We start from the raw sequence: 22,314 nt of genomic DNA, 5'->3' as shown, positions 1-22,314 counted from the left end.
TTTTTGGCGATTGGCCATCAAGTCATTGCTGCGATTGAATTTGTTCTTTCTTTGCAGATTTGTTCAGATTCAATTTAACCGACAGACGGTCTAAGTCCCCGAAATTAAAGGCTTTCACCGCTACAGGTGTGTCAGATTTGAGTCACCGTTTTTTTGACGCTTTCCCCGCCTATCAGTCATTTCTTGCGCTTTGATGGCCGGGTGCTAGTGTCAGGTTCTGACCGACAAACCTTTGACATTTGCCCTTTTCCGATCACCGGTATCGCCATGTTCAAATACGCCAAGGAACTGCTCTTAGTTGCCCATCTGTTGCTCTTTTCCGACTATTACGTGGATCGGTTAAATGCTATCGGGTGGGGTTTGAATGTACTTGTTTTTGGCGCGATGTTTTTGGCGCTTACTTTCGCGTTATATCTAACTGCCTATATACGTCAGGCTCTTGTTCGACATGCGTTCGCATTAACGCTGTTTGTTGCGGCGGTTTTTTTCGATGTCTATACCCGGGTCACGGCGGATTACCTGAGGTACAGCGATTTTGTCTCGCTGGTGTACTCCGGCGGCTTCGTTCAGGAAGCGGCCTATCAGTATCGCGATGCGATCCTGCGCGCGCTGCTCAGTGGCTTGCTGCTGTTATTCGGCATCGGACTCAAGCCGCGTCATGCGCTGTTCATACCCAACACGTTGCGGGTCGCGGCGCCCCTCGTTGGCGTATTGATGCTCAGCGGATTGTTGTTTCTACGAGCGGGTGAGGGCGCACGTGGGTTGCCGATCATGTACACGCCGCTGGCCTACCTGAACCTGTTTGCCTATGAAGCGTTGCACGATACTGTCGGCCCCCGTGAAGCGGTGACGCTTGCGCGCGCCACGCCCGCCGTCGGCCACGACATCGTGCTGATCATCGACGAAAGCATTTCCGGCAATTACCTCGACATCAACGCGCCGTTCGGCGTGCACAGCAACCTCAAGCAAGCGCCGGCCGGGGTCGATGTCTTCAACTTCGGTTATGCCGCGTCCATTGCCAACTGCAGCGCCGACACCAACGTCACCCTGCGCTACGGCGGCACCCGCGCCGATTACAGGCGCATCAACAGCACGTTGCCGTCGATCTGGCAGTACGCGAAGAAGGCCGGGCTCGGCACGGTCTACATCGACGCTCAGCGCACGGCCGGCAATTTGCAGAACCTGATGACCGCTGCCGAGAAAAACGACATCGACAGTTTCGTGCAATTCGACCAGACCAGCGTGCGCGACCGCGATATGGCGGCAGCGGCGAAGCTGATCGAATTGCTCAATGACGATCGCCCCGAGCTGATCGTGATCAACAAGGTCGGCGCGCATTTTCCGGTGCATGACAAATACCCGGACGCGTTCATGGCCTACCGGCCAACGCTGCCGCGCGGGCAGTTCACTGAAGTCGCCGACACTGGCGAACGCACCGGTTTCAACGGCCAGCCGGATGACTGGGTGCTGTATCGCAATGCCTACAAGAACACGCTGTTGTGGAACGTCGGCGAGTTCTTCGCCCGGGTGTTTGCCCAGGCCAATCTGGACAATGCGCTGCTGATCTATACCTCCGATCATGGCCAGGATCTGCATGAGCGTGGCAACCCGGGCTTGAATACCCATTGCGGCGGCGACCCGGTGGAAGAGGAGGGGCTGGTGCCGCTGGTGGTGATTCAGGGCCGTGGATTGCAGGCGCCGGACTGGGCGGCGAATCTGCCAGCAAACAAGGACCGCTCCAGCCACTACAACATCTTCCCGACACTGTTGCAGGTGATGGGCTACGACTTGGGCGCAATCGAAGCGGTATATGGCAAACCGCTGAGCGTGCCGACGGCGGATGAGTTCACTTTCAACTACCGCTTCAATGCGCGCTTGGGGGCCAAGCCTGAGTGGAAGCATATCGATCTGGGCAGCATTGTTACGCCTGAGCGGGCGCCGGCGAGTGTGGCTTCGGGGCAGTGAGTTTTGGGTTGCTCGGGCGGGCCTCTTCGCTGGCAAGCCAGCTCCCACAGGGTTCGAGGTTGTTCACAAATCCTGTGTCAGCACTGGCCTCTGTGGGAGCTGGCTTGCCAGCGATGGGGCCAGCACTGACACCAGCCAATTCAAAGCTTCAGCCACCGCGCGCGATACTCCCCAGGCGCGCACCCCAGCCAGCGCGCGAAAGCCCGGTTGAATCCCTGCACATCGCTGTAACCCAACCGATCAGCCACTTCGACCAGCTCCAGCGCCCCGGATTGCAGCAGGTCCTCGGCACGATAGCGGCGATGCTCATCAAGCAGTTCGCTGAAAGTCCAGCCCAACGCCTTCAAACGCCTTGCCGCCGTGCGCTCAAGCAAATGCTGTGTAACACAGAACTGCTGCCAATCCGCTGAAGCCAGATCTTCGATCAGATAATCGCTGAGCTGTCCGAGCAAGGTCGATTCACTGAGACGTCGGGTCTGTTCCAGCAGATCGACAAGCGTTGTCTCCAATGCCGGATTGCCCGGTGTCAACGGCATCACGAACAGCTGAGGATCCAGATAAATCGCCGCGCATGATTGCTCTGCGCTCACCGGGGCGCGCAATGCCGATTGATGCTGCTCGCGGCTTGCCGATGCCAATGCCACACCTAGCACCGGATCACGATTCACGCCGCTGGCGAGCAATTTGCGTCGTACCAGGCTGCACAGGCTGACAAGGATGTAATCGGTCAGCGCCGCCGGAGCACCCAGACTGCCGGCTTCGACCAGACGCAGTGTTACGCCGTCATCTTCACGCAGGATTTGCACACGGAAATGTCCGTTGAAAAACGCAAAGTACTCGGCGAAAAACGCACAGGCACGTTCCAGCGACACGGCGACATCGAACAGATAGGTCAGCCCGTTGGTGGCCGTCGAAACGAAACGTTCACCCGCCGCCAGACCGATCAGTGGATCCCCGCTCTGTTCCACGGCAAACGCCCAGAAGCGCCGCGACATCAGCAGCGGCATGCGCGTGAACGGCGTGCGCAGATCGAACAGGCTGCGGCGCAGCTGCGCTTCGATTGCGCCTTGGGTAACGCCGCGCGCGAGCAATTCTTCAATGGCCGGCAGCAGGGTCGGCGCGTAAAAAGCGTTGACGGGTTGCGGATCGATTTTGCTCATGTTGTGCGCGCGTCTCCCGTAGCTCCGTTAGCCGCCAGCAAACGCTGATCGACGCTGAGGATCGCCTCGATCATCGCCCGCGCTGCTGGCGTCAGGGTAAAACCGGCGCGGCTGACGATGCCGTAACCCAGTTGCAGCGCCGGCTCGTCATGGGGGACGTCGACAAAGTCGAGCAGCTCGATCAGGCCTCGATCAAGTTGTTCACGCAAGGCCTCAAGCGTGGCGAGCCCCACCGCGTCTGAACGCAGCACTACGCGCTGGATCGCGTCAAATTGTGCGCACTCGACGCTTGGGGTGAAGTCCTGCTCACCGAGGATATCGGCGAGCACCTTGCGGATCATCGGTGGAATGCGCGTGCCGACGATCGGGTAATCGAGCAGGGCGCGCAAGCGCAGGTCGCGTTGCGCGAGGAGCGGATGGCCGGCGCGACAGAAAAACCGTCCCGGCCGCGTGCGCAGCAGGTGCACCTCATACTGCGGATCGCTGACGAAGTGCCGCGCATCGGCGACGAAAAACTCGATCTGCTGCTCGCGCAACCACAGCGTCAATTGCTGCCAGTCGCCCTGATGAAACCGCGTGCGAATCGCCGGATGCGCATCAATGAAGTCGGCCAGCGCTTCCGGCACCAGCACCTGTGCCGGATACGGGCCGCAACCGAATTGCAGTTCGCCGCCGGTGAGGCCGTTGTATTGCGTCAATTCGTTGTGCAGCGCCTGACTGCCAGCGAGCAGGCGCCGCGCATGTTGCAGCACCAGTTGGCCTTGCCCGGTCAGGCGAAATTCGCGGCTGCTGCGCTCGACCAGCGCGCAGTCAAGGTCACGCTCCAGAGTCTGGATGCTGCGGCTGAACGCCGGTTGGCTGAGGTTGATCGCCTCGGCGGCGCGACCGAAGTTGCGGTAATCAGCGAGGGCGACCAAGTGGCGAAGCTGGCGAAGATCCATCATGCGTCTCCTGCATTTTGCGAATACTTTTAATGCATTGGATCGATAGCACGTCCGCTGGCATAAGTACACGCCTGTTCTTCGATGGCCGCCTTCATGTCTCAGCCTCTGTTCGCCTCCAGCGCGTGCACCCGCACGATTCTCGCGCATGCTCGCCAGTCCGGGCTGTGCCCGCAACGCTTGATGGCGCGCGTCGGGATCTGCCCGTCTGTGCTTGCCGGACAGCATCAATTGATCGCCGCACAAGCGGTTGAACGGTTGTGGCGTGAGTGTGAGTGGGCCGGGGTAGCGCCGACGTTTGGCTGCGAACTGTCCGACGGGATGGCGACCGATTGCCTGCAAGGACTGAATATTCTGCTCGACTCGGCCGCGACCCTGCGGGCCAGTCTGAAGTGCTTCATCGACTGCTTGCCAAGGGTGATCAATTACATTGCGGTGGAATTGGTCGAGGCGGGCGATTTTGCTCATTTGCGCCTGCGTTCGCAGCAGGGGCAGCTCCATCATTTCGCTCTGGATGCGGCGGCGATAACGCTGGTGCGCAACATTGCCCGTCGACTCGGCGGGGCGCCTGGAGATTTGTTTGTCAGTGTCAGCCTGCGCCCCGCGCAAATGGCCGGTGGCTGGCTGCGTGGAGTGGGTATCGCGGTGGAGCAAGGCGAGCATCTGTGCCTGACCTTGCCGCGCTCCAGGCTCGATCAGGCCTTGCTGGGCGCCAACCCGTTTCTGCACCAGAGCATGCTGCGCCACTGGCACGCTGCAACTTGCGCGCCTGCGCGTGAGGACAATCTGACGATGGCGCGGCACTGGCTGACGGCGGGCGATCAACCGATCGAACGGATCGCTGAGCGGCTGGGTTATCGCCAGCCGAGCAACTTTATCCGCGCGTTTCGCAAACAGTTCGGGATTACGCCGAAGCAGTTCCGGTTGAATCCGGGGCAGGTTTGTTGAAAGCAGGATTGAGGTGATTGATCGTTATTGAGGGTGCCAGCAAGATTTCCCCCTCTCCCCCAAGGGGGCGAGGGGGAAAGGGAGCCGATCTTCATGGCGTTCGGAATCTGAGTTCTACTCGGTATCCCACCTCGGCGTATCTCGTACATCCAACACGGTCAGTCCCCTCTCCCTTTGGGAGAGGGCTAGGGTGAGGGGCTTTTGACTTACGGCGTGACGATATTGAACTGCGGCCCGAACGTATCCAGGCTGCCCATCAATAATCCGAATTTCTGACCATTGCCCTGCAACTTCACCAGTCCTTTTTGCATCGCCGTCGGGAAGTCCAATTGCTTCAGGCTGATCTTCTCCAGCGTATCGCGGCTCAGGCTGACGCTCGCATCCGCCGCCGGATTCAAGCCGGCGCGGTGAGTCAGCACGCCGTTGCGCAGGGTCAGGGTGAAATCCTTTTGCACATCGTCGAACGTCCAGTTCAGCGTCAGGTCATGGGCCACGGCTTTGTCGCTGTCCAGGCGTACCGCGAGGTAATCGAAGAACATTTCCGGACTCATCGCCCGGACCATGTCCACCGATACGGTATTGGCAGACTGCGGTGGTACGCCGTTGCGCAGTTCCATCGCACCGGTCAGGTACATGTTGCGCCAGGTGGCGTTCTCGCTTTGATAACCCAACTGCTCCAGCGTCTCGGCTTGAGCGTTGCGGGCATCCGCGTTGTCCGGATCGGCGAACAGCAACTGGTTGCCCAACTGCGCGGCCCATCGGTAGTCAGCGCTGGCCATCGCACTGCGCATTTTTTCCAGCACCGACGCGGCACCGCCCATGGCCTCGACCGAGCGTTTAGCCGCATCGACCGGCGGCAGCGGGTTGAGGTTGGCCGGGTTGCCGTCGTAGAAACCCATGTAACGCTGATACACCGCGCGCGTATTGAAACTCAGCGAGCCGTAATAGCCACGGGTGTACCACTTCTGATCGAGCGAGCCGGGCAGTTTCTTGATTGCTTCGGCAATTTCCAGCGGCTTCAGGCCCTGGTTGAGCAAGTGCAGGGTGCGGTCGTTGATGAACGCGTACATGTCGCGCTGATCGGCGAGCAAAGTACGAATCCGCTCGCCACCCCAGGTCGGCCAGTTGTGTTGGGCGAACAGCACGTCGGCCTTGTCACCATAGCGCGCCAGGCTGTCATCGAGATATTGCGACCAGGCTTTGGCGTCACGCACCTGCGCACCGCGCGGGGTGAGGATGTTGTGCATCATCTGCGTGGCGTTTTCGGCCATGCACAAGGCTTTCAGCTGCGGTAGATAAAGGTTCATTTCCGCTGGCGCTTCGGTGCCCGGGGTCAGCTGGAATTCGACTTGCAGGCCAGCGATGGTGCGGGTTTCCAACGGCTCGGCAATCAGATCGGTAGGCGCGATCAGTGTGACCGTGCCACCGCTGGGCGCGCTCTTGCCGAGGCCAGCATCGACCTGACCTTTTTCACTGCGCGGCAACAGGCTGCCGAACTGGTACTGCGCGCGGCGGCTCATGGCATTGCCGGCCATGACGTTCTCGCTCATCACGTGTTCCATGAAGCCCGCTGGCGCATACACCTTGACCTTGCCGGACTTGACATCGGCCTCGTCGATCACCCCGCGCACGCCGCCGAAATGATCGACATGAGTGTGGCTGTAGATCACCGCGACGACCGGTTTGCGTGGGCGATTGGCGTAGTACAGATCCAGCGCCGTCCTGGCGGTTTCGGCCATGGTCAGCGGATCGATGATGATGAGCCCGTCGTCACCTTCGATGATGGTCATGTTGGCCAGGTCGAGGCCGCGCACCTGATACAGCTTGGGGCTGACCTCGAACAGACCGGCGTGGGCATTGAGCTGTGCCAGTCGCCACAGGCTCGGATTGACCGATTCCGGCGCCTTGTCTTTGGCGAGGAAATCATAGGCATTGACGTTCCAGATGACTTTGCCGGCGGCATCCTTGATCTGGCCCTTGAACGGTGCGATCAAGCCTTTGCTGACGGATTCGAAATCGGTGCGGTCGCTGAAAGGCAGGGTTTGCAGTACGGCAGCGTTGCTTGCGGCGGTTTGCATGCTCGGCGCCACCGGACCGTCAGCAGCGAGCAACGGCTGGCTCAGGCAAGTGGTGATCAGGCAGGTCAGCAGGCCACGCGGGCTCAGGATGAAACGGGGCATGGGTGTCTCCGGTTTTTTTATCGTTATGGCCGAACAGCCAGCAGCTTAGGGCGCGGCGCTGGGTTGACGATGATCATCAGCGGACAAAAACCATTCAGGGCCGCTATCCTAGGCCCAGGTTCACTGATCGGGTTTGCCCATGCTTGAGGTTCGCGACGTTTTCAAAAGCTATGCCACGCCACAGGGATTGTTGCCGGTGCTGCAAGGCGTCGACCTGACGCTGGAAGCAGGTGGCAGCCTGGCGCTGATGGGCGAATCGGGCAGTGGCAAAAGCACGCTGCTGCACCTGGTGGCGGGGCTGGACAAGGTCGACAGCGGCAGCATCCGCAGCGGCGGACATCGTCTGGAAGCCATGAGCGAAGCGCAACTGGCCAACTGGCGACGCACGGAAATCGGTCTGGTGTTTCAGCAGTTCAACCTGATCGGCAGCCTGCGCGTGGAAGACAATCTGGCCTTTCAGGCGCGCCTGGCCGGGCGCCATGAGCCACGCTGGCAAGCGCATCTGGTGCAGCGTCTGGGTCTGGGCGATCTGCTCTCGCGGTACCCCGAGCAACTCTCTGGCGGCCAGCAGCAACGAGTCGCATTGGGCCGGGCATTGGCCTCGCAGCCGAAATTGCTGCTGGCCGATGAACCCACCGGCAGCCTCGATGAAGCGACCAGCGATGAAGTGCTGCGGCTGTTGCTGGAATTGCTCGATGACACGCCGACGACCCTGCTGATGGTCACCCACAGTCAGCGCGTCGCGGCGCGATTGGCCCAGCGTGTGGTGTTGTCGAACGGGCGGGTCGCCTGATGATCTGGCGGCAAACCCTGCGCGCGCTGCTCAGCCACTGGCGGCGCCATCCCGTGCAGTTTTTCAGCGTGCTGACCGGGTTGTGGCTGGCCACCAGTCTGCTCACTGGCGTCGAGGCGCTGAACAGTCAGGCACGTGACAGCTACGCGCGGGCCAGCCAGATGATCGGCGGCGAACCACAGGCCAGCCTCAGCACGCCGAATGGGGCGCTGTTTCCACAGCGCTGGTTTATCGAATTGCGCCGTCAGGGCTGGCCGGTGTCGCCGGTGTTGCAGGGCCGGATGACGCTCAAGGGCCACGAAGACCAGCGGATTCAGGTGATGGGCATCGAGCCGGTGTCGCTGCCGACGGATTCGGCAGTGGCCGGGCAGGCGATGCCGATCGAGCGCATCGTCGAATTTTTCAGCCCGCCGGGCAGCACCTGGATTTCTCCGGACACCCTGCAAATGCTCGGCTTGCGCGAAGGTGATACACCGCAAACCGTAAACGGCCAAACCCTGCCGCCACTGCTCGCGCAGAAGGACATGGCGCCGGGCCTGTTGCTGGTCGACATCGGCGTAGCGCAGCGCCTGCTCGAACAACCCGAGCAATTGTCGCGACTGCTGCTACCCAAGGACTTTCATCAAGAATTACCGGCCAGTTTCAATGATCGCTTGCAGCTCAAGAGTAGCGGCGAAGAAAACAACCTCGCGCGGCTGACCGAGAGCTTTCACCTCAATCTCGATGCCCTTGGATTTCTGTCGTTTCTGGTCGGCCTGTTCATCGTCCACGCCGCCATCGGCCTCGCTCTGGAACAGCGCCGAGGTTTGCTGCGCACCTTGCGCGCCTGTGGCGTCAGTGCACGAATGCTGATCGCATGTCTGGTGGTTGAACTGGGTGTGCTGGCGCTGATCGGCGGATTGTTCGGTGTGATCAGCGGCTATTGGCTGGCCAGCGTGCTGCTGCCGGACGTCGCCGCCAGCCTGCGCGGTTTATATGGCGCGGAAGTGGCGGGGCAGTTGCGCCTGAGTCCCTGGTGGTGGTTCAGCGGCATAGGGCTGAGCCTGCTCGGCGCGTTGCTGGCCGGGGCCAACAGTCTGCTGCGGGCGGCGCGTCTGCCGTTGCTGGCGGTGGCCGATCCGCAGGCCTGGCATCAACAGTATTCGCGCTGGTTGCGCCGACAGGGTTGGCTGGCGACAGCGCTGCTGACAATTGCGCTGGCGGCGCTGATCTGGGGCGACAGCCTGAGCAGCGGTTTCGTGCTCATGGCCGGGCTGTTGCTCGGTGCCGCGCTGGCCTTGCCGGTGTTGCTCAGCGCGTTGTTGAACCCGTTGCTCGGGCGCAGTCGGTCGGTGCTCGGCCAGTGGTTTCTCGCCGACTGCCGCCAGCAACTGCCAGCCCTGAGTCTGGCGCTGATGGCGCTGCTGTTGGCGCTCGCCGCCAACATCGGCGCCGGCAGCATGACCGCCGGTTTTCGCCAGACCTTCAACGACTGGCTCGAACAACGCCTGAGCGCCGAGTTGTACGTCAACCCGGCCAACCCGGCGCAGGCCCGCGAGATGCACAGTTGGCTCAAGCAGCAGCGCAACGTGACCGCTGTGCTGCCCAACTGGCAGGTTTCGGTGACGCTGCAAGGCTGGCCGGCCGATGTCTACGGCATCATCGACCACTCGTACTATCGCCAGCATTGGCCGTTGCTCGACAGCAGTGGCAGCGATCCGTGGGGCAAACTGGCCACGGACGATGCGGTGATGCTCAGCGAACAACTGGCGCGACGCCTGAAAGTGAAGCCGGGCGAGCATCTGAACATTCCCACGCCGAACGGCACATGGTCGCCGCGCATCGTCGGCATCTACGCCGACTACGGCAATCCGAAGGGTCACGTGCTGATCAGCAGTGAGCACCTGCTGCGCGGCTGGCCGCAACTCACGCCGAACCGCTTCAATTTGCGTATCGATCCAGCACAGATTCCAGCGCTGCTCAACGCCTTGCAGGCGCGTTTTGCGCTGGATGACAACCGCATCGTCGATCAGGCGCGGCTCAAGGGCTGGTCGGTGCAAGTCTTTGAACGCACATTTGCTGCGACAGCAGCTTTGAACAGCCTGACCCTGGCCGTGGCTGGCGTGGCGCTGTTCATCAGTCTGCTCACTCAGAGCCAGAGTCGCCTCAGTCAGCTCGCACCGCTGTGGGCGCTGGGCGTTACGCGCAAACAATTGATGCTGCTCAACCTCGGTCAGACCTGGCTGCTTGCCGTATTGACGTTGCTGTTGGCGCTGCCGTTGGGCATCGCTTTGGCGTGGTGCCTCGATGCGGTGATCAACGTGCAGGCGTTCGGCTGGCGACTGCCGCTGCGGGTGTTCCCGTTGCAGTTGTTGCAACTGATGGGCCTGGCCTTGCTCGCGACTTTACTGGCTTCGGCATGGCCGCTGTATTCGCTGTACCGCACACAACCGGCGGACTTGCTGAGGACATTTGCCCATGAGGACTAAATGGCTCGTGCTGATGATTGCGCTGCTGCTCGCTGGCTGCGATCAGCCTGCACCCGAGGAAAAGGGCTTTGCCGGCATGGGCGATCAGGCGCAATCCTTCACCCCGGTGGTGCCCGGTCGGATATTCAGCTTTCCGGCCGATCATGGCGCGCATGATGGTTTTCGCATTGAGTGGTGGTACGTCACCGCCAACCTCAAGGATCAGCAGGGCAATGATTTCGGCGTGCAATGGACGCTGTTTCGCAGCGCCCTGAAACCCGTCGCCGAGCAGGCCGGTTGGGGCAACCAAACGATCTGGCTGGGCCATGCGGCAGTCACTTCGCGCTCGGTGCATCATGCCGCCGAGCGCTACGCCCGGGGCGGAGTAGGCCAGGCCGGCGTGCGCTTGGCGCCGTTCGAGGCGTGGATCGATGACTGGATGTTTGCCAGTCAGGCGCAGGATCCGTTGAGCGATATGCAACTCAGTGCTCGTGACAAGAATTTCGCTTATCAACTGCGCCTTACCTCCAGCCGACCGCTGGTGCTGCAGGGCGACAACGGTTTCAGCCAAAAATCCGAAGAAGGCCAGGCGTCGTATTACTACGGCCAGCCATTTTTCCAGGCCAGCGGCACGCTGCAGATCGACGGCCAGGCCTACACCGTTAGCGGCCCGGCGTGGCTCGATCGCGAGTGGAGCAGTCAGCCACTCACCGCCAATCAAACTGGCTGGGACTGGTTCTCGCTGCATCTGGACAGCGGCGAACACGTGATGCTTTATCGCATGCGGCAGAAGACCGGCGCGCCTTATCTGACCGGCACCTGGATCGCCGCTGACGGGCAGATTCAGACGTTGCGCAGCGAGCAGATCAGCCTTGTGCCGCAGGACACGGCAAAGGTTGCCGATCGACCGATGCCGGTGAAATGGTCGATCCGCATTCCTGACAAGAAACTCGATATCAGCGTTGACGCGATCAACCGCAATGCGTGGATGGATTTGCGTATCCCGTACTGGGAAGGGCCGGTGAAGATTGATGGCAGCCATCCTGGCCAAGGCTATCTGGAAATGACCGGGTATTAACGGCGGCACCGCTTTCTTCCCTGTGGGAGCGAGCCTGCTCGCGAAAGCGTCAGCGCTGTGACCGCTGAGTTAACTGACTGGAACTCTCGCCAGCGCTCTCCGCTCTACCCAGAAACCCGCCATTTTCGGACTCACCCATGAGCGACGACCTGCAACCCCCAGACCTCGACACCTGGCAGCGCCTGTTCGACGATCAAGCCTACTGGCAGAACTCCCCTGACGCTCACTACCTCGATCTGCAACGCATCGCCGATGACCTGCTCGGCCAAGGCGCAATCGATCTTGAGCAATGGCAGTTGATGCGCGCCAAAGCCGACGATCTGCACAAGCAGTCACCCGAGGTCAACGTCGCCCGCGAACTCGAAGATCCCGAAGCCTGAGGACTCCTGCCATGAATACCACCAGCAACCAGAACGACAACCCCGACGAACCACGCCCGGCCGGTGAAACCGAGCGCGACAATGATGCCCTGCGCCCGACCGATCCCAAGCAGCGGCAGGACAGCGGCAAGGGCACGCCGAGTGGCGAATCCACTGCGCAAGAGACCGCCAAGCCACATACCCGTTGGCCACAAACCCAAGTCAAGCCCTGAACAGCGTCTATGCTCACTGGCACGCCTGCTGCAGAAGTCGTTTCGGTGGCGGGCGTCGCCATTTCATCACAGGGAAAGTAATGCATATGAAGCTCGACGCTCTGGCCAAGGCCATCACTCTCGCAACGCTGCTTTCTGCTGCCAGTTTCGGCGCTCTGGCTGCCGATATTCCGTTATCTGCCGTCGTTGAGGCCGATTCCGTTACCACCAAAGTGCTCGCCGTCGACCCGGCCAATCACCAGGTCGTGCTGGAAGGCCCCGAGGGACGTCAGGTCCACGTTCAGCTCAGCGACAAAGCGAAAAATCTCGCCAATCTCAAGGTGGGGGACCTAGTGAAGATCGAAGTGCAGCGGTCTGTCGCGGCTTATCTCGACACCGATGTAGATAAAGGTCTGCCGGGCACCACCGAACGTACCGGCGAACTGCGCAAGGCCCCGGGCAGCGATAACCCGGGCGGCGAGGGCTATCGTCAGGTTCAGGTGCAGCTGAAAATCAGCAAAATCGATTTGAAGACCAATCAGGTCACCCTCCAAGATCCGTCCGGACAATCGAAGACGCTCGATGTGAAGAAGCCGGAGATTCAGGCCAAGTTGAAAGATCTGAAAGTAGGGCAGAGCGTTATTGTCACTTATACCGATATCCTGAAAGTGACCAGTCAGCACGATAGTTGAGTATTAACTCTACAAGTTTATTGCTCTTGTACAACTTTATGTATGAGAGCAATCATATAAAGGTTTTTGTAAGACAATTCCCGGGATAAATCGGCAAAACACAGTTTTTAACTTTTCAGTGCAAAAATTTCATGTTTGCCCATGACGACAGGTCCACTTGTTTGAATTAAAATCCTCGGCGTTCGCCCAGTGTCAGGGCTCTTTACCGGTGCAAGGATTGCCAGGCCGTAACACTGGGCGAACTCCACTACTGGCGAAAGTTGTATACAGAATCTGCAAACAAAAAGGGCGACTTTGAAGTCGCCCTTTTTTATTGTTTTCGATCAAGTCGAAGCCTGCATACCGGTTTTGCCATGCTGCCCCTGCAAGCGCTTGAGTGTCTGCTGGTACATTTTTGTACGGCGGTGATCCTTGCCATACGTGCCTGCCGCCGCGACGGTGCCGGCCTGGATGTGATCCAGGTAGCGGAAAATCTTCCGCGGCGAGAGGAACCTGACGCCATAGCCCAACCCGACCATTCGATCCTGAAGCGTGTAACCAGGCACCTCCTCATCCATGCAGAAGTGCAGCCCGAGCGACTTCATCAAACGCGCATTCCACAGCGTACAGAAACTTTTCAGATGCGTTTCTTTATACGGGCGTGGTGGTTTCGAACGCAGGCCGAAATGAACTTTTAGCCGACGAACATGATGTTTGCAGAACCGCGAAGTTAACCGCCAGGTGTCTCGCAGCCACCCACGATCAAGTTGCTCAACACAACCCACCGCCGCCATGTCCGCACTTTTCGTGCATTCGCGCATCATCATCGCGAACACTTCCATGTCGTAGACAAAGGTATCGGTGTGCAGCAGAAACAAATAATCGGTCTCAACTTTCGCCAAGGCCAGATCCAGCGCCTTGCCATGAGCAATATGCCCCATTTCCTTACCGGGCGACGGCCGCTCGATCAGATTGATCCAGTCCAGCGAACGCAAATAATCGAGGCTGGCATCCGCCGAATCGTTGTCCACCACCCACACTGGAATGCCCTGCGCCTGGACATGCTCGCGCAACAGCTCCAGACACATGCGAGTGATGTCCGGGGTTTTGTAATTGACCAGAACCAGACTGAAGTCGGGATGCGGCTGGGTAGGCAGATCGAAGGCTTTCATGTCGGAGGGACTCATCACGGCTCAAGACGACAGGTTGATGAGCCGGGATGCTAGCGGGGGAAGCTTAGGTGAAGCTTAATTTGGGAGGGGGGACACTGGAGAAGTGTGAGGACGTAAAACGGTTGGGATGCTTACCGGATGTAGCCATGCGTTCATCAGGTTGCGAAGTAAAGCTCATCCAGTTGGCGCTTGCGGATTGCCAGGTATTCGTCCCATACCTTGGGAAAATCCTCATCTCTGGTTAGCGGAAAAGTCAGATAGATGTGTTTTCCGACAACACTGATGTACTGGCGCGCACGTTTGAAGGCCGGCTGTTCGTATAGTGCGAGGCTTTCGTCGTAAGCGTCGTGATGGTGGCGAATCGTTACTCGATGAGGGGCAATCATCCCTCGTGCAAAATCGATCACCCAGTCGCCGTCTACGGCCGTATGCAAACAGCCGTAAACGCCATCGACCGAGAGCAGGATGCAGGTGTTGGCTTGGTTGCCGTCCTCGTCGTTCGCTAGAACAATCTGGTCTACGAAGTATTTGATCGTCTGGTTATTCGGACCCTGTAGAAGCAAGCCCCAGCCCTCGACGCCCATGCGAAACTCGCCGATGTTTTGAAAGGTTGCGGTCCATCGATTGGCAAGCGTTATCTGACGGATATTCATTGGGTTTTCAGACTCGAAATTTCCGACTTATGGCCTCGGATAAACCGAAACAAATCGGCTTTACGTTTTAACAGATGTTAAAAATTCAAAGAAATAGACGACCTTGGTTGCTCACATTTCATCCATGCAAACCCGCCGCTTTGCACGCTTCGACGAACGTGGTGCCTTTTTTGTCCATGGCAGTCTTGACCATTTGATTGGCTTTCACCAATGCAGCGCTGGGCTTGGCCCATTGCTCTGGTGGCAACGCCTCAGACCATGTCTGCACTTGCTCCGGAAGGGTAGGCCGCCCTTTGCGATGCGCCCATTCGGCTAGCATGTAAGGCATCTTCCAGAAGCTCAGCACGCGCCACATGTACCAGCGGCGCAGTGGCCAACGGGATTTTTTCGAGTAACCGTAATGCTCGCGCTGCTCGGGCGTCAGTTCGTCGCCACCCTCGTCCAGCGACCCCATCGCGCGTGCGTCTTCGCGTTCGATTTCAAAAGTGTGTAGGCCTTCGTACGGTTTGAGCCGATCACCGGATGGAGTCAAACCCAGTGCCTTGAGCATCGGGTTTGGAGCATCTACCAACTGACCGTCTTCCATGTAATTACGAATTGAAGTCCACATCCCTAAAGCATGTGCATCGCTGGGTTGTGGTAGCAGGAGGAATTGCACTTTGTCCTGCTCCTCATCCTCCAGACCCATGCCGAACGTGTACTGGCGAGTAGCGCCATAACTGGTGACGCCCTGAGTGTTGGAGACCCAGGCGACTACGCTTTCCCAAGGTACGATGAGGACGCGGCGGGTTTTGCTGTCGACGTAGCAGACTTCGCGGCGTTGGCGGTTGAAGCGGACGGGGTAGGTTTTTGCTGATGAGTAGACGCTAGAGATCATTCCGTAGACGTAAGCGCCTATCGGAAGAAAGGAGAGTAGGGAAACACTTATGGACACTTGAATAAAACCGAATAGTTCGCGCCACGGATCACTAAAGTTCTCGGGGTAAAAAATCACTCCGTAAGCAATCACAAGGCTTGGCATTATGAACGCCAGAAATATGGGGAACCATAGTCCTGCCGCTAATATTTTTCCCTGCTCAACGGTCCCCCAGTTACTCCCACCTAGCTCTAAAAATGTGTCATTCACCTCCGAAAAATTTCTACGAGAGGACTGCGTCTGTCCTGTGTAAACGGGCAATGGCGAGAGAAATAGAGTTTCATTCAACCCGCTATCGCGGATTTCCCCCGCGTTTGGGCGCTTGCTGCGTATATCTGGTGCGGCTTCGGTCGATACGATTTTATCTTTGCGCTTCAAAAGGCTCTTAAACATCGACAGTCGCCAGGTCTTCTTGTTTGAACAAAATGAATTGAGATTTATTTATGCCATTCGGCAATGTGTCTACGGACTCTACCTTAAAGACACCTCGCGTTGGGGTGCGTTTATATGATGCGCCAGTGATATGCAGGTCACGAAGTACAAAACAGGTTTCGTGCATGATGTCGCGCTCGGCTTCCAATTGATAGGCGATGTTCAGCGCCAAGGCAAAATCGGTGGTTTGCAGCGAGTCACTTATCGGCAGGTGGAGTGTCAATGCCTCGTTGCTTTTGCTAACCACAACAAAGCGGGTGACCCAAGCGGACGAGCGTTCCTGCCACCTTAACGGGAACGGACCTGGCGCGTATCCAATATTTTTTGGAGTGTCGCGATACTGCTCGTACGCTTTCAACTGTAATTTGCGGGTGTCCATTTCCTGTGTGCTCACACCAGGAACTACCAGTTTCAAATAGGTCTGTTTGACATCGCGGATCATTTCGCAGGTAGGTTTTTGCACAACTTTTGCCAATTCGTTCCACTCATCCTGTGCGGTACGGTTTTCGGTCTTGTTCCCCCAAGCGCTGCTCCGCATCCACTTTTGCAGGTCGTCTAGATTGAAGTAGTTGTAAAGGCCTTCCCCTACCAATTGCAGGGCGGTAGCGATCAAACCTATTAGATTTGCGCGCGCGCCTATCGCTAAAAGTCGAGGGCTGGCTTCAGCCCATGCCAATGCACGTAGCTCAGTCGGTGTCTTCATGATGTTCTTCACGACTGAGCCGGTGTGTTTGGCCGCCCAAGTGTTGGTACCGACTAGCATTGTGTCACCGCTTATCTGCAGTGTGGTGGCGCCCAAGGCTTTGTAATCGCCTTCCGCTAACGCTTTACCCCACTGCAATGAGTGTTTTCCTAAGTCTAGCGATGCAACTACGCCACCTGATACGAATGCCCAAAATCCCGCGATTCCGGTCCATCGTCCCAGTCGGCTCATTGTATTCAGTTTACCTCCAACGCTTTCCATCTGTTCGATATGAGACTGAAAGATGGTTACTGAAAGGCCTTGAACTGTTGCAAAGCCAGCTGCTGTCATACCTACGAATGATTCGGTGAAAGCTATTTTGTCACTTAGTGAACGATTTTCTTTTCTTACAAAGGTATTCAGCGCTTCAATAAACTTCTGCCCCTGAATCACAAACAACGCAAACGCGATCCCATCCCCCTTCGACCTCATGACCCCTGCGAGCGGCTTATTGAACGTCCCTGTAGCCCGGAAGTCTCGTACGGTCCGGCCCATCTCTGCCCGCAATTGCGGATCCAGACCATCGATCACCGTGCCGATTTTTGCCGGGCTGTCTCCGCCTACAGTCAACGCGTCGCAGAGCCTCTGTTCCAAAGGTAACAGCGAATTTTTGATTTGGGCAATCCGTTGGTTGTACTGCGTTTCACTGCCCGGCATGGCGGAGCCGGTGGTTTGCCGGGACAATTCGCGATTGCGCAGCTTGTAGGTTTCCTTCAACTGGCCGCGCAGGTCCAACGCCTGATCTCGGGCAAGGTTGAAGGCGTTGATTTCGGCGGCAGACGCTGCACGCAATGTCAGCCCTTGCCGGGAAAACTCTCGTAGTAACTGTAAACGCGCAGGCGCTCCGATTTCGCGAATGTAGCTGTTGGGATCGACGGTTTGTGCACGCGCGAAGGCTACGTGAGCTTTGTCCAACTGATCGGCAATTTTCATCTGTCGAGCCGGGTTATAGGCCTCGTCCAGCAAGCTTTGCATGCCCATGAACTGAGTGTTCAGTTTGGCGTAGTTGGGCAGGCGCTCGGTCATCAGACTGTGGAACTGATTGGTCAGGACGTTGACGTTGGCCAGGTTTTCCTTGGCGGAGATCACGTTGATCGAGAAACTGCTCAAGTCCGCGAGTTTTTTTGCTACGTCGACTTGTGCGGCCAGAGTCAGCGTGTCCAGCCCAGGTACGACGGTCAGCAGATTGGCTTCCATGTAAGCCGCAAGTTTCGCGACGGCCTTCGGGTCAGCACACATGGCGGCGACACAGACGAATTCAGTCTCCAGACGATGCTTGATTTGCGCATCGAGCTTGAAATCGTAGTACCAGGCGGCTCCGTGGAAGTAGCCACTGGTAAACATCGTCAGGCGATCATCACGAATGTTCTTCAACCGTCCGTGCCAGTGGCTCAGCAGTATTTGCTGTTTGAGGAGAAATGCCTCCATCTCCGGTCGGTTAACCAAGTCATCGACGCCACGCTGACCGAGCTCCTTGCCATGCAATGCGTACCAGCTTTGCAGGCTCAGTTTATTCAAGGTGTCTTGATGTTTACGGTATAACGGATTGCCCAGCGAATCCGTCATGTCCATGTACGCACGGGCATAAGGATCCTTTTCAGCCATTTTTCGCCAGTGCGCTTCGTCTCCATAGATCCCCGGATCTCTGTTATCCCGGCGAACCTTCAGATACTCATAAATCTTGTTCTGCTGCTCTTCGTTGGTGTCGTCTTTCAACGACTTGATATCAGGGTCTGTTTTGCTCAGAGCGTCAAGTCGGGGCCCATTGACGTCGTAGAGCGACTGTATGTAAGAGCCAGTAAGGTATTGAGCCTGGCATCGTTCATCAGCACTCCATTGTTCAATCCAGTCAGCCACTTTCAACTGCGCACTGGCCAGATCACGCATCACGCCAATGTCGTCTCGTAGCACCAGAAACAGGTAGTCGTTCTTGTACGGGCCTTGCACGTTACTGGTCAGACTTTCAATGGTGGTTTGCTTGAAGAGTGGCTGATCCTCCCAGTGATAGGCCACGCTTTCCTGCTGATTCGAACCCTCTGGTTTGGCATCGGATCGAGACTGATCTTCCTTGACCTCGGCCAGCCAGCTCTCCGCCTGCTGCTTACTCAGCAAATGCTCGCCACCCTTTTCCGGGCAGGCGCTTGTCAACTCGAGCTGCTGCATCAAGCGTTTGCGCTCATCCTTGGAGTTGAGCACTTGCGAGCATTTGAAAGCTGTCCACTGAATCTCGGAATAACTGGCGTAAAGCGTGTGAGATCGAGTGAAAATCAGATGCGGTTCCCCGACTGAACTGGTCCGAGTGTCGGCCGATACTTCCTGACTGTTCCACAGCAGCTTGGTGATCTGGCCTTTCTCGATCCGGTATTCGTGCAAGTAACCGGTGGTGCCATTGATGATGTACAGATACCCATCGCGCAGCAAACGAATGCCCAGCGGCTGGCTTTTGGTTTTGTACGGCATGGACACCTCGGCAGCTGGATCGAGATGTTGGACCAGGCCATAGCGCAGAGGTAGCAGTTGCACTTTCTTGTTCATCAACGGGCACACACCCATCGGCACTCGGGTGTCTTTCGCCGGCTTGGCCATTGCGGCGGTGTTGGCGCTGGGTTTAGGCGGTTGTTGAGTGGTCACGATTGGCTTCCTTGTCGATCGGCGGCACGGCGTTCGGCCAGTTCTGCAGCGCGCTCAACGCGTTTCAGTGGTGCTTCAGACGTCGATTGCGCGAGTAGCTGAACGATGTCGGGATGATCAGTGACCGGCTCACCAGCGAGATAGCCGAAAACGTTCGCATAGAGGGTGATTTCCTGTTCAGAAGCGAAACCCTTTTGATAGGCATCTTCCGCGAGTGCTTGCGCATAGGGCCGACGATCTTCAGATGCAAAAGTCGCCATGAAGTCCGCAAAGTACGTATGCAAATGCTCATTTAGATCAGATATGAAGTTACGAAATTCTACTTCGCCCAACGCAGTGAGTTCTTCATCCGTCAAACGATAGGTCTCGGGTTCGGCTATAGCGGGTCGGTGGCAAATGTGTTGATGCCAGTTGATGCCAACTCCGTCCGGCAGGCAGACATGTCTGACCGGTCCGAACCATTTCGCGCTGCCCTTTTTTTCTGCCAATGCAAACAGCTGGTGCATGACCGCAGGGTCGGCAATACGGGGCATGACTTCTATGCCACTCGGGTGCTTCACGCTCAGCAAGTGACGCCAATGGCCCCACAACGAATGCGCATCTGCGTCGCTGAACAGCAGATAACCCCACTCCTCGGCCGCATGTTCTCTGAAGTACGCCAAGAGCGGATCGCTGGCACCTTTAAGCTCGATCAGATAGGGCGAAATATCTGACAACTCCTGCCAGCGAGTGGACTGGTACAGGCTGTAGGCTTGGTTATCCCATTGAAACAATTGCTGCGCGAGATCGGGAACACTGACGCCATCCAGCAGCAGATAAGCTGGGGTTTCCCATGGCAGATCAATCGGAAGTGGCGGTAGCTCGATCATTTAATGTAGCTCCCTTTGTGCAGCCTGTTTGGCTGCTTCGCACACCGCACAAATCGGCTTCTTCTGCATCAACGCCTGCCGCTGCGCTGGCACCAGCAACTGCCCGGCTTTATCCGTATCAGCTTGCTTCAACGGCCCGGGCATCAACGGCGCGGCGCCCGTGCCAACGCCCGGGCTGCCGCCGGAGTTCATGTTGATCACCGGGCCGCTCATGGTCACGCCACCAGCATCAATCTTGATGAAGCTGCCGCCGCCGACCAGGGTCAGCTCCGCACCGGCTTCCATCACCACTTTCATGCCACTGCTAAGGTGGATTTCCTGGCCGGCGTCGATGAACTGGCCGGTGCCGATCTTGATGTGCTGATTGACGCCCACGGTCAGATGATCGTTAGCGCGCGCCTCGACTTTGCGGTCGGCGTAGACGGTGTGGTGTTCTTCGGCCTTGAATTCGCTGTAGCTGTTCTTTTCGACGGTGTCGTGGCGTTCGTTGCCGACGCGGATTTTCTGGTCGTGTTCGATGTTCTCGTCCCAGTCGCGCTGGGCATGCAGGTAGATTTGTTCCTGGCCTTTTTTGTCTTCGATGCGCAGTTCGTTGTAGCCGCCACCGCCCATGGAGCTCAGGGTCTTGAAGGTGCTGCGGGTCTTGTTCGCCGGCAGTGGATAGGGGACGGTGTTTTCCTTGTGGTACAGGCAGCCGCTGATCAGCGGTTGATCGGGGTCACCTTCAAGGAACGTGACCAGCACTTCCATGCCGATGCGCGGGATGGCGATGCCGCCGTACTGGGCGCCGGCCCAGGCGCTGGAGACGCGCAGCCAGCAACTGGTCTTGTCGTCGGCCTGACCTTCGCGGTCCCAATGGAACTGGACTTTGACCCGGCCGTACTCGTCGCAGTGGATTTCTTCACCTTTCGGGCCGGTGACTACTGCGCTCTGGCTGCCGAGGATGCGCGGTTTCGGGTGGCGTAGCGGCGGGCGATTGGGCACGTCCCACGGCGTGGCCTGGAAGCGGTTGCGGTAGCCCTGGTGGAAATCGTCTTTCAGCGCCGTGGTGTCGCTGGTCACCGACTCTTCGAGCACCTGCGGCTGCTTGCCTTCATGCAGCACTTCGGTGAGCAGCCACAGGTCGTTCCACTTGGCTTTCGGGTGTTCGGTCAGGGCGAGGAAATGGCCGCTGACCAGCAGTGGCTGATCACTCTTGCCTTCGGCGAGCTGGAAGTCGCTGCGGTGGCGTTCGAGGGCGCGTTTGGCCAAATGTTTGCCGCGCTCGCGGTCGATGAAGCGCCCCGGGTAATCGTAGTCTTCAAGGTCGGGCAGGGCGTCGCCACGGTTTTCGCTTTCCAGGGTCAGACGCGGTTTTTCGAAGTCGTAGTCGCGGCGGGTGGTGCGGCTGGTGCGGGTTTCCAGGCGCAGGTCGAAACGCTTGATCACCGGGTTGCTGGCGACCATGCCCGAGTCTTGCTGATAGGGCACAGGGGCCAGTTTCGGGAACACCGTCTGGTCGTCACCGAACACCAACTTGTGCGCGTTGGCGCTGTGCTGGAAGTGGAAGTGAATGCCTTCTTCCTCGCACAGGCGCTGGATGAAGTGCAGATCCGACTCGTCGTATTGCACGCAGTAGATGCGTTCAGGATAGATCGAACCGGTCTTGAATTCGTAGGCGTTGCTCTGGATGCCGTGCTCTTCCAGCACCATGCCGATGATTTTCGGCACGCTGAGGTTCTGGAAGATGCGCTGGTTGATGCGGTGCGCGAGATACGCCAGTTGTGGGCGCAGCGTCACCGAATAACGAGTCAGGCGCTTGCCGGAATCGCCTTGCGCGGCGCGGTAGATCTGGCCATGGATGCCGCTGCCGTCAGGCGACAGCTGCAGAAAGGCCGGTTTGTGCAGCAGGGTTTCGAGGTCCAGCGACGGCTGCTCACTGACCAGTTCCACCTCGAAAACAAAAGGCTGGCTGATGGCTTCCCGGCCGGTGAGGGTAAACACCTGAAAGTCGGCGGAAAGCCCTTCGATGGTCAGGGCAAAGTGGGTTTCATTGGCCGGCGCGAACATCCCTTGTTCCTCGTGCTGTACAGCGGCGCTCGTCGACGGCCGCAAAAAAGCGGCTCAACGTACGCGAAATTCTGGAGGGGCGTAAACAACATCGAC

17 protein-coding genes are annotated in these 22,314 nt (G+C 58.2%); 8 read left to right on the top strand and 9 right to left on the bottom strand.

Annotated elements, in window-relative coordinates:
• Positions 1-267 precede the first annotated feature (267 nt).
• Positions 268-1,965, top strand: a complete 1,698-nt coding sequence (locus AB4N48_RS13730) for a sulfatase-like hydrolase/transferase (protein WP_460093658.1) — start codon at positions 268-270, stop codon at positions 1,963-1,965.
• 140 nt (positions 1,966-2,105) lie between these two features.
• Here the strand turns inward: AB4N48_RS13730 and AB4N48_RS13725 are convergent, their stop codons facing one another.
• Together AB4N48_RS13725 and AB4N48_RS13720 are read right to left on the bottom strand one after the other, a co-directional pair.
• Positions 2,106-3,125, bottom strand: a complete 1,020-nt coding sequence (locus AB4N48_RS13725; RefSeq protein ID WP_460093657.1) for an AraC family transcriptional regulator — start codon at positions 3,123-3,125, stop codon at positions 2,106-2,108.
• On the bottom strand, positions 3,122-4,066 hold the full coding sequence (locus AB4N48_RS13720; RefSeq protein WP_460093655.1) for a LysR family transcriptional regulator: 945 nt from the start codon (positions 4,064-4,066) through the stop codon (positions 3,122-3,124). Before AB4N48_RS13720 ends, AB4N48_RS13725 begins: the two co-directional genes overlap by 4 nt.
• Positions 4,067-4,162: 96 nt before the next feature.
• Between AB4N48_RS13720 and AB4N48_RS13715 the strand changes: the two genes are divergently transcribed.
• Complete coding sequence (locus tag AB4N48_RS13715; RefSeq protein ID WP_460093654.1) at positions 4,163-5,014, top strand: helix-turn-helix domain-containing protein; 852 nt, start codon at positions 4,163-4,165, stop codon at positions 5,012-5,014.
• 206 nt (positions 5,015-5,220) lie between these two features.
• Here AB4N48_RS13715 and AB4N48_RS13710 read toward each other — a convergent pair whose 3' ends face one another.
• Positions 5,221-7,194 (bottom strand): alkyl/aryl-sulfatase, encoded by a 1,974-nt coding sequence (locus AB4N48_RS13710; protein ID WP_460093652.1) that lies wholly within the window; start codon positions 7,192-7,194, stop codon positions 5,221-5,223.
• A 139-nt stretch (positions 7,195-7,333) separates the two neighbouring features.
• Between AB4N48_RS13710 and AB4N48_RS13705 the strand changes: the two genes are divergently transcribed.
• The 6 genes from AB4N48_RS13705 (at position 7,334) to AB4N48_RS13680 (ending at position 12,775) form a co-directional block, all read left to right on the top strand.
• Entirely contained in the window at positions 7,334-7,987 is a 654-nt protein-coding gene (locus tag AB4N48_RS13705) for an ABC transporter ATP-binding protein (RefSeq protein WP_252879843.1), read from the top strand.
• Positions 7,987-10,455: an ABC transporter permease gene (locus tag AB4N48_RS13700; RefSeq protein ID WP_423662825.1), complete on the top strand. Its 2,469-nt coding sequence runs from the start codon at positions 7,987-7,989 to the stop codon at positions 10,453-10,455. Before AB4N48_RS13705 ends, AB4N48_RS13700 begins: the two co-directional genes overlap by 1 nt.
• Positions 10,445-11,512, top strand: coding sequence for a lipocalin-like domain-containing protein (locus AB4N48_RS13695; protein ID WP_460093651.1), 1,068 nt, complete (start codon positions 10,445-10,447; stop codon positions 11,510-11,512). Before AB4N48_RS13700 ends, AB4N48_RS13695 begins: the two co-directional genes overlap by 11 nt.
• 137 nt (positions 11,513-11,649) lie before the next feature.
• On the top strand, positions 11,650-11,892 hold the full coding sequence (locus tag AB4N48_RS13690) for a hypothetical protein (RefSeq protein ID WP_056784562.1): 243 nt from the start codon (positions 11,650-11,652) through the stop codon (positions 11,890-11,892).
• A gap of 11 nt (positions 11,893-11,903) precedes the next feature.
• Positions 11,904-12,104, top strand: a complete 201-nt coding sequence (locus AB4N48_RS13685) for a hypothetical protein (protein WP_460093649.1) — start codon at positions 11,904-11,906, stop codon at positions 12,102-12,104.
• 86 nt (positions 12,105-12,190) lie between these two features.
• Positions 12,191-12,775 (top strand): hypothetical protein, encoded by a 585-nt coding sequence (locus AB4N48_RS13680; protein ID WP_252883546.1) that lies wholly within the window; start codon positions 12,191-12,193, stop codon positions 12,773-12,775.
• 323 nt (positions 12,776-13,098) lie between these two features.
• Here AB4N48_RS13680 and AB4N48_RS13675 read toward each other — a convergent pair whose 3' ends face one another.
• From AB4N48_RS13675 to AB4N48_RS13650, 6 genes are all read right to left on the bottom strand, one after another.
• Positions 13,099-13,926, bottom strand: a complete 828-nt coding sequence (locus AB4N48_RS13675; RefSeq protein WP_252869545.1) for a glycosyltransferase family 2 protein — start codon at positions 13,924-13,926, stop codon at positions 13,099-13,101.
• Between the two features lie 155 nt (positions 13,927-14,081).
• Positions 14,082-14,579, bottom strand: a complete 498-nt coding sequence (locus AB4N48_RS13670) for a hypothetical protein (protein ID WP_460093648.1) — start codon at positions 14,577-14,579, stop codon at positions 14,082-14,084.
• Positions 14,580-14,697: 118 nt separating this feature from the next.
• On the bottom strand, positions 14,698-15,888 hold the full coding sequence (locus AB4N48_RS13665) for a DUF6708 domain-containing protein (protein WP_460093646.1): 1,191 nt from the start codon (positions 15,886-15,888) through the stop codon (positions 14,698-14,700).
• Complete coding sequence (locus AB4N48_RS13660; RefSeq protein WP_460093644.1) at positions 15,881-19,300, bottom strand: toxin VasX; 3,420 nt, start codon at positions 19,298-19,300, stop codon at positions 15,881-15,883. Before AB4N48_RS13660 ends, AB4N48_RS13665 begins: the two co-directional genes overlap by 8 nt.
• Positions 19,297-20,169, bottom strand: a complete 873-nt coding sequence (locus AB4N48_RS13655) for a DUF4123 domain-containing protein (protein ID WP_150741578.1) — start codon at positions 20,167-20,169, stop codon at positions 19,297-19,299. Before AB4N48_RS13655 ends, AB4N48_RS13660 begins: the two co-directional genes overlap by 4 nt.
• Positions 20,170-22,218, bottom strand: a complete 2,049-nt coding sequence (locus AB4N48_RS13650) for a type VI secretion system Vgr family protein (protein ID WP_252869180.1) — start codon at positions 22,216-22,218, stop codon at positions 20,170-20,172.
• Between the last annotated feature and the right edge of the window lie 96 nt (positions 22,219-22,314).

This window comes from Pseudomonas sp. S2_C11 (assembly GCF_054668395.1).
This window is presented reverse-complemented; position numbering and strand designations above follow the sequence as displayed.